At 50.7% G+C, this 8,521-nt stretch carries 7 protein-coding genes and 1 pseudogene; all 8 read right to left on the reverse strand.

Going from position 1 to position 8,521, the window contains the following annotated elements:
• Positions 1-112 precede the first annotated feature (112 nt).
• The gene (rpoB, locus tag ACQKDS_RS18960) at positions 113-4,141 is read right to left on the reverse strand and encodes a DNA-directed RNA polymerase subunit beta (RefSeq protein WP_399673603.1); all 4,029 of its coding nucleotides are present in this window, start codon (positions 4,139-4,141) and stop codon (positions 113-115) included.
• 327 nt (positions 4,142-4,468) lie between these two features.
• Positions 4,469-4,834, reverse strand: a complete 366-nt coding sequence (gene rplL / locus ACQKDS_RS18965; RefSeq protein WP_399673601.1) for a 50S ribosomal protein L7/L12 — start codon at positions 4,832-4,834, stop codon at positions 4,469-4,471.
• Positions 4,835-4,897: 63 nt separating this feature from the next.
• On the reverse strand, positions 4,898-5,395 hold the full coding sequence (gene rplJ, locus ACQKDS_RS18970) for a 50S ribosomal protein L10 (protein ID WP_399673599.1): 498 nt from the start codon (positions 5,393-5,395) through the stop codon (positions 4,898-4,900).
• Between the two features lie 341 nt (positions 5,396-5,736).
• Positions 5,737-6,441 carry a 50S ribosomal protein L1 gene (gene rplA / locus ACQKDS_RS18975; protein WP_399673597.1) on the reverse strand — a complete coding sequence of 235 codons (705 nt, stop codon included), beginning with the start codon at positions 6,439-6,441 and terminating at the stop codon, positions 5,737-5,739.
• A gap of 3 nt (positions 6,442-6,444) precedes the next feature.
• On the reverse strand, positions 6,445-6,873 hold the full coding sequence (gene rplK, locus ACQKDS_RS18980) for a 50S ribosomal protein L11 (RefSeq protein WP_399673595.1): 429 nt from the start codon (positions 6,871-6,873) through the stop codon (positions 6,445-6,447).
• 162 nt (positions 6,874-7,035) lie between these two features.
• On the reverse strand, positions 7,036-7,581 hold the full coding sequence (gene nusG / locus ACQKDS_RS18985; protein WP_399673593.1) for a transcription termination/antitermination protein NusG: 546 nt from the start codon (positions 7,579-7,581) through the stop codon (positions 7,036-7,038).
• A gap of 1 nt (position 7,582) precedes the next feature.
• Positions 7,583-7,966 carry a preprotein translocase subunit SecE gene (secE, locus tag ACQKDS_RS18990; protein WP_399673591.1) on the reverse strand — a complete coding sequence of 128 codons (384 nt, stop codon included), beginning with the start codon at positions 7,964-7,966 and terminating at the stop codon, positions 7,583-7,585.
• A 255-nt stretch (positions 7,967-8,221) separates the two neighbouring features.
• Positions 8,222-8,521 (reverse strand): annotated as a pseudogene (tuf, locus tag ACQKDS_RS18995) (elongation factor Tu); the annotation flags it as partial.

Consider the following 8,521-nt stretch of genomic DNA (forward strand, 5'->3'; position numbering starts at 1 on the left):
GGCTCCTGTCGGAGTTAAACCTGTTGGGAAGAGGCTAACCGTGCCTCTTCCCGTGTGACTGAACAACCACCCTCTGGCTCCCTAGGGCTGGGAGCCAGAGCTGGAACAACGATTACTCGTCTTCCAGTTCGATGTTGATACCGAGCGAGCGGATTTCTTTCAACAGTACGTTGAAGGACTCCGGCATGCCTGGTTCCATGCGGTGATCGCCATCCACGATGTTTTTGTACATCTTGGTACGCCCGTTAACGTCATCCGACTTAACGGTAAGCATTTCCTGCAGGGTGTAAGCCGCGCCGTAAGCTTCCAGCGCCCACACTTCCATCTCACCGAAGCGTTGACCACCGAACTGCGCTTTACCACCCAGCGGTTGCTGAGTAACCAAGCTGTAAGAACCGGTTGAACGAGCGTGCATTTTATCGTCAACCAAGTGGTTCAGTTTCAGCATGTACATATAGCCAACGGTAACCTGGCGCTCGAACTGCTCACCGGTACGGCCATCGAACAGCGTAATCTGACCAGAAGTTGGGATTCCGCCCATTTCCAGCAGTTGCTTGATTTCAGTTTCTCTCGCACCATCGAACACTGGCGTTGCAATTGGCATACCTTTTTTCAGGTTCTCAGCCAGACGCAATACTTCGTCATCGGTAAAGGTGTTCAGGTCAACTTTCTGGCAAACATCATCACCCAAGTCATACGCTTTCTGGATGAACTCACGCAGTTTGGCCACTTCCTGTTGCTGCTTGAGCATTTGGTTAATTTTCTCACCAATGCCTTTCGCTGCCATACCCAAGTGGGTTTCCAGGATCTGACCGATGTTCATACGTGATGGTACGCCCAACGGGTTCAGTACGATGTCGACCGGCGTGCCGTTTTCATCGTAAGGCATATCTTCGATCGGGTTGATCTTGGAGATAACACCTTTGTTACCGTGGCGGCCTGCCATTTTGTCACCCGGTTGGATCTGACGTTTAACGGCCAGATACACCTTAACGATTTTCAGCACGCCAGGTGCCAGATCGTCGCCTTGAGTGATCTTACGACGCTTAGCGTCTAACTTCTTCTCGAAGTCAGATTTCAGTTCGTCGTACTGCTCAGCCAGCTGTTCCAGCTGGTTTTGTTTTTCTTCGTCGGTCAGGCCCAGTTCCAGCCAGCGATCGCGCGGCAGTTTGCTCAGCTTCTCAGCTTCAACACCGCCAGCAACCAGTACCGCATGGATACGTGCAAACAGACCCGCTTCCAGGATTTGCAGTTCTTCAGTCAGGTCTTTCTTCGCCTGCTTCAGCTGCATCTCTTCGATTTCCAACGCACGCTTGTCTTTTTCCACGCCATCGCGGGTAAAGACCTGCACGTCGATAACCGTACCGGAAACGCCGTTTGGTACACGCAGAGAAGAGTCTTTAACATCAGACGCTTTCTCACCGAAGATCGCACGCAGCAGCTTCTCTTCTGGTGTCAGTTGGGTTTCACCTTTCGGTGTTACCTTACCGACCAGAATGTCGCCACCGGTCACTTCAGCACCGATATATACGATACCGGATTCATCCAGTTTAGAGAGCGCAGCTTCACCCACGTTAGGGATATCAGCGGTGATCTCTTCAGGCCCCAGTTTGGTGTCACGAGACACGCATGCCAGTTCCTGGATGTGGATGGTGGTGAAGCGATCTTCCTGCACAACACGTTCGGAGACCAAGATGGAGTCTTCGAAGTTGTAACCGTTCCACGGCATGAACGCGACGCGCATGTTCTGGCCAAGCGCCAGTTCACCCAGATCGGTGGACGGGCCATCTGCCAGCACGTCGCCGCGCTCAATAGGTTCACCCAGGTTCACACACGGCATCTGGTTGATACAGGTGTTCTGGTTAGAACGGGTGTACTTAGTCAGGTTATAAATATCGATACCTGCTTCGCCCGGGTACATCTCGTCTTCGTTAACTTTGATAACGATACGGGAAGCATCCACATACTGGATCACACCACCACGCTTGGCTACGGCAGTTACACCGGAGTCAACCGCAACAGCACGTTCCATACCGGTACCGACCAGCGGCTTATCAGCACGCAAGGTTGGAACCGCCTGACGTTGCATGTTCGCACCCATCAATGCACGGTTGGCGTCATCGTGTTCCAGGAATGGAATCAGTGAAGCACCAACGGAGACAACCTGCTGGGTTGATACGTCCATATAGTCAACCTGATCGCGGCTGAACAGGCTTGATTCGCCTTTGCTACGACAGGTGACCAAATCTTCCACGAAGCGGCCTTCATCATCCAGGTTGGAGTTCGCCTGGGCGATAACGAAGTTACCTTCTTCAATGGCAGACAGATAGTTGATTTCATCGGTAACCACACCGTCACGCACGCGGCGGTACGGGGTTTCCAGGAAGCCATACTCGTTAGTCTGTGCGTACACGGACAAGGAGTTGATCAGACCGATGTTTGGACCTTCCGGCGTTTCGATTGGACATACGCGACCATAGTGAGTCGGGTGTACGTCTCGCACTTCAAAGCCGGCGCGCTCACGAGTCAAACCGCCTGGACCCAATGCGGAGATACGGCGTTTGTGCGTAATCTCTGACAACGGGTTGTTCTGATCCATAAACTGGGACAGCTGGCTGGAACCGAAGAACTCTTTCACCGCCGCCGAAATCGGCTTGGCGTTGATCATGTCCTGAGGCATCAGAGTATCCAGATCGCCCAAGGACAGACGTTCTTTAACCGCACGCTCAACACGTACCAGACCGACACGGAACTGGTTTTCTGCCATTTCGCCAACGGAACGGATACGACGGTTGCCGAGGTGGTCGATATCATCGACTTCGCCTTTACCGTTACGGATATCGATGAGCTTCTTCATCACTTCAATGATGTCGTCTTTGCTCAGGATGCCCGAACCTTCGATCTCGTCACGCAGCAGAGAACGGTTGAACTTCATACGGCCGACCGCAGACAGGTCATAGCGGTCTTCGGAGAAGAACAGGTTCTCAAACAGGCTTTCGGCGGCTTCACGCGTCGGCGGCTCACCAGGGCGCATCATGCGGTAGATTTCTACCAGCGCGCTCAGACGATCGCTGGTCGGATCGACACGTACGGTCTCAGAGATGTACGCACCGTGATCCAGATCGTTGGTGAACAGCGTTTCGATACGCTTGTGACCGGATTGGCTCAGCTTAGCCAGCAGATCCAGTGACAGCTCCATGTTGGCTGCACAGATCAGTTCGCCAGTATTGGTATCGATGTAGTCCTTCGCGACAACTTTGCCCGCGATATACTCAACCGGTACTTCAATATTGCGAATTTCGTCTTTTTCAAGCTGACGGATATGACGGGCGGTGATACGACGGCCTTTCTCTACATAGATTTTGCCGTTGGCTTCGATATCGAATGAAGCGGTCTCACCACGCAGACGCTCTGGAACAAGTTCCAGTTGCAGCTTGTTATCACGGATTTCGAACGTAACTTTTTCAAAGAACAGGTCAAGGATCTGTTCAGTGGTGTAGTTCAGCGCGCGCAGAATGATGGTCGCAGGCAATTTACGGCGACGGTCAATACGCACGAACAGGTTGTCTTTCGGGTCAAACTCGAAATCCAACCAAGAACCACGGTAAGGAATAATACGTGCGTTATACAGCACTTTACCCGAGGAGTGGGTTTTACCCTTATCGCTGTCGAAGAACACGCCAGGACTACGGTGCAGCTGAGATACGATAACCCTCTCAGTACCGTTGATCACAAAGGTGCCGTTTTCGGTCATGAGCGGAATTTCGCCCATATAGACTTCTTGTTCCTTGATGTCTTTGACCGTACCTTCTGGAGCTTCTCGCTCGTAGATTACCAGGCGCAGTTTAACGCGCAGCGGTGCTGAGAACGTCACACCACGAATCTGGCACTCTTTGACGTCGAACACCGGCTCACCAAGACGGTAGCTAACGTATTGCAGCTCCGAATTGCCACTGTAGCTCTGGATAGGGAATACAGAACGGAATGCGGCTTCTAAGCCGTACTGCCCTTCTGGGTCTTGCTCGATAAACTTCTGGAACGAGTCAAGCTGGATAGAAAGGAGATAAGGTATGTCCAAAACTTGTGGACGTTTACCAAAATCCTTACGAATGCGTTTTTTCTCGGTATAGGAGTAAACCATAGGGTTCCTCAGCTCGCTGATCAGTGACCCACTCTGTCCGTCCGAATAGGACAGTTCATGCAACACCATTTTGTCGACCGGAAAGCGAGAACACTTTCCGCAATACCTCTTTCTATCACTCTTAAATCATTTCATTGTGCTGTGCGGCAGATTCGGCTGCGGCAGGGAGGACAGTATATTAAGTCGTCGATAGAGAAAAATATTGGGGTTAGCCAGTAGCCAAACAGTGTGAAACTCTACTGACGCCCTACAGCGCAAAAAGGCTGGTGACCAAAAAGTCACCAGCCATCAGTCTGTTAAGCCAGACTGTACTCTGAGAAGTTAAAATTATTTAACTTCAACAGAAGCACCAGCTTCTTCCAGAGATTTTTTCAGTGCTTCAGCGTCATCTTTGCTAACGCCTTCTTTCAGTACTGCTGGAGCAGATTCTACCAGGTCTTTAGCTTCTTTCAGGCCCAGACCGGTTGCGCCACGTACTGCTTTGATAACAGCAACTTTGTTGCCACCAACAGCAGACAGTACAACGTCGAACTCAGTTTTTTCTTCAGCAGCTTCAGCAGGACCTGCAGCAACAGCTACAGCAGCAGCAGCAGAAACGCCGAATTTTTCTTCCATAGCGGAAACCAGCTCAACAACGTCCATTACGGACATAGCTGCTACTGCTTCCAGGATTTGGTCTTTAGTGATAGACATAACAATTGTTCCTAAAATTCAGAAATAGTGTAAATACGTTAGCAAAGGCTAAGAAAGAGCGGCTTACGCAGCTTCTTTCTGATCGCGCACAGCAGCCAAAGTACGAACCAGTTTGCCGGCAGCGGCTTCTTTCATGGTCGACATCAGGCGTGCGATTGCTTCTTCGTAAGTAGGCAGAGTTGCCAAGCGGTCGATTTGCGCCGCAGGGATCAACTCACCTTCAAAGGCCGCAGCTTTAACCTCGAATTTTGCATTCGCTTTCGCGAACTCTTTGAACAAGCGAGCAGCAGCGCCCGGGTGTTCGTTAGAGAATGCAATCAAGGTTGGACCGACAAACGTGTCTTTCAGGCATTCGAATGGAGTGCCTTCAACTACGCGACGCATCAGGGTGTTACGAACAACACGCATGTAAACGCCAGCTTCACGACCTGCTTTACGCAGTTCAGTCATTTTATCTACAGTAACGCCGCGAGAATCCGCAACAACCGCAGACAGCGCGCCTTTGGCTACTTCGTTGACTTCAGCAACAATCGCTTGTTTGTCTTGAAGATTTAATGCCATTAGCTTTTTGCTCCTGGATTAGCCGGGGGAATTCCCCGGAACTCACTTCACCCAATACCTTGCAAAAGCGCGATATTGAGCGGCTTAACACGGTGAGCAGAATCCAGCAAAGACAATTCTTTTAAAAAAAGAAAAAAATTCTTTAGGCTCTGTCACCGTCTACGCAGGAAGATTAAGTATCTTACGATACACCTGCGGTCTTGGACGGAGGCCTGGATTAGGCCAGGCTCCAACCGAAAATTCTGTTGTTTCGATACTAGCTTGCACTAATAGCAAAACCTTGGGGCATAATATTCTAGGCGAAAATATGCCCCAAGTCAAAGCGATTAATCGTCAGACGATTAGTTCGCTACTGCAGTCAGGCCGCTTTGATCGATAGCAACGCCAGCACCCATGGTGGTGGAGAGGCTAACTTTCTTAATGTAAACGCCTTTAGCTTGAGATGGTTTCGCTTTTTTCAGCGCAACCAGCAGAGCTTCCAGGTTTTCTTTCAGCTTGTCTGCGTCGAAATCAACCTTACCGATAGTGGTATGGATGATGCCGTTTTTGTCGTTACGGTAACGAACCTGACCTGCTTTAGCGTTCTTCACAGCTTCAGCAACGTTCGGCGTAACGGTACCCACTTTCGGGTTTGGCATCAGGCCACGTGGACCCAGAACCTGGCCCAGTTGACCTACAACGCGCATTGCATCCGGGGAAGCAATAACAACGTCGAAGTTCATTTCGCCTTTCTTGATCTGGTCAGCCAGATCTTCCATACCTACCAGCTCTGCGCCAGCGGCTTTAGCCGCTTCAGCGTTAGGGCCTTGGGCAAATACAGCAACGCGAACGCTGCGACCGGTGCCGTGTGGCAGAACGGTAGCGCCACGAACGTTTTGGTCAGATTTACGTGCGTCGATGCCGAGGTTAACAGCAACGTCCACGCTTTCTACGAATTTAGCGGTGGCCAGCTCTTTCAGCAGAGCAACAGCTTCAGTGATGTCATACTGTTTAGTAGCATCAACTTTGTCACGGATCACGCGCATGCGCTTGGTCAGCTTAGCCATCTCTTAATCCTCCACTACCAAGCCCATGGAACGAGCAGTACCTTCGATGGAGCGAATCATCGCTTCAACGTCAGAACCGGTCATGTCCGTAGCTTTGGTTTCTGCGATTTCACGTACCTGAGCACGAGTCACTTTACCGACTTTGTCTTTGTTCGGCTTGCCAGAACCAGACTTGATACCAGCCGCTTTTTTCAGCAGAACTGCTGCTGGCGGGGTTTTGGTAACGAAAGTGAAGGAGCGATCAGAGTAAACAGTAATAACAACCGGGATCGGCAGGCCTTTTTCAACGCTATCAGTCTTAGCATTGAACGCCTTACAGAATTCCATGATGTTAACACCTTGCTGACCCAGAGCTGGACCGACTGGCGGGCTCGGGTTAGCCATACCAGCTGCAACTTGCAGCTTAACGTAGGCTTGTACTTTCTTGGCCATTTAAATTTCCTCGTATGGGTAGTATCGCCTCATGAGAGGCTCCCCGTGTTTCACCCCACTTAATAAGCTAAGCAAGGCATCTAAAAACAAAAGGCGCGAAATTGTAGTTCAATTTCACGCCTCTTACAAGCCTCAAGTCAGCCTGTATTGCTGATTATTAAATCAGCCTTTTTCTACCTGGCTGAAGTCCAGTTCCACCGGCGTTGCACGACCAAAGATGGAAACAGACACTTTCAGACGACTCTTTTCGTAATCGACTTCTTCAACTACGCCGTTAAAGTCAGCAAACGGACCGTCATTAACGCGTACCAGCTCGCCAGGCTCAAACAACGTTTTCGGACGAGGTTTATCCCCCACCTGTTGCAGACGATTCATGATCGCGTCGACTTCTTTATCGCTGATGGGTGCCGGGCGATCGGAAGTTCCGCCGATGAAGCCCATTACGCGTGGGACGCTACGTACCAAGTGCCAGCTAGCATCGTCCATCACCATCTGCACCAGGACGTATCCCGGGAAGAATTTACGCTCACTTTTACGGCGCTGCCCACCACGGATTTCAACCACTTCTTCCGTAGGCACCATCACTTCGCCAAACAGCTCTTCCATATCATGCAGTTTGATGTGTTCACGCAGCGATTGCGCTACGCGCCCTTCAAAACCAGAAAACGCCTGAACGACGTACCAACGTTTTTTTGGAGCTTCAGACATGTTAGAACCTCAGGCCAGTAATAAACGATACCAGACGAACCAGAATACCATCCAGTCCCCACAGAATCAGTGACATCACCGCTGTCACCGCAGCGACGATCAGCGTGGTATGTAGTGTTTCCTGGCGAGTTGGCCAAATCACTTTACGGACTTCGGTACGCGCTTCACGCGCAAACGCTACGGTGGCTTTGCCTTTAATGGTCATCAGGGCGATAGCGCCCGCAATGCCAATAATCACTACAACAGCCAGCGCACGCAATGGCAGGCTGAAATCACGATAGACATAATTACCGCCGATAGCCACAGCCAACAGAACGGCGACGGTCAACCACTTAGCTATTTCCAAGCCGCGCCCGCTCCCTTGAGCCTCGGTATTCGCACTCATAAACCAACCTGTCACTTATGATTCAGAACAAACAACTTTGCCTCGCAAAGCGAGGCAAACCAAACCGATCAGATGCTGCCAAGCAGCACTCGGTGTTTACGCTATGACGTATTCAAGTCAATACCGTTTAAGAGCCCATCTCACCAATGATTATGACGATAAAATCGCTGATGAGATAGGTTCTAGTTCACAGCGTAGAAAAAGGGCATCAAATGATGCCCTTTTACCGCATGTCGCGTCAAATATTATCAGCGATTAAGCGATAACTTTAGCAACAACACCCGCGCCTACGGTACGGCCGCCTTCACGGATTGCGAAACGCAGACCGTCGTCCATCGCGATTGGGTGGATCAGCGTCACAACCATGTTCACGTTGTCGCCTGGCATTACCATCTCTACGCCTTCTGGCAGTTCGATGGTACCGGTCACGTCAGTTGTACGGAAGTAGAACTGTGGACGGTAGCCTTTGAAGAATGGAGTATGACGACCACCTTCTTCTTTGCTCAAGATATACACTTCTGATTCGAACTGAGTGTGCGGCTTGATTGAACCTGG

The organism is Serratia sp. NPDC078593 (assembly GCF_050268245.1).
Taxonomy (GTDB): domain Bacteria; phylum Pseudomonadota; class Gammaproteobacteria; order Enterobacterales; family Enterobacteriaceae; genus JBNNGK01.

What these genes read in the sequence shown, in the direction of transcription:
- rpoB (WP_399673603.1), bottom strand. Translation starts at nt 4,141, where the DNA reads ATGGTTTACTCCTATACCGAGAAAAAACGCATTCGTAAGGATTTTGGT.
- rplJ (WP_399673599.1), bottom strand. Translation starts at nt 5,395, where the DNA reads ATGGCATTAAATCTTCAAGACAAACAAGCGATTGTTGCTGAAGTCAAC.
- nusG (WP_399673593.1), bottom strand. Translation starts at nt 7,581, where the DNA reads ATGTCTGAAGCTCCAAAAAAACGTTGGTACGTCGTTCAGGCGTTTTCT.
- rplL (WP_399673601.1), bottom strand. Translation starts at nt 4,834, where the DNA reads ATGTCTATCACTAAAGACCAAATCCTGGAAGCAGTAGCAGCTATGTCC.
- secE (WP_399673591.1), bottom strand. Translation starts at nt 7,966, where the DNA reads ATGAGTGCGAATACCGAGGCTCAAGGGAGCGGGCGCGGCTTGGAAATA.
- rplK (WP_399673595.1), bottom strand. Translation starts at nt 6,873, where the DNA reads ATGGCCAAGAAAGTACAAGCCTACGTTAAGCTGCAAGTTGCAGCTGGT.
- rplA (WP_399673597.1), bottom strand. Translation starts at nt 6,441, where the DNA reads ATGGCTAAGCTGACCAAGCGCATGCGCGTGATCCGTGACAAAGTTGAT.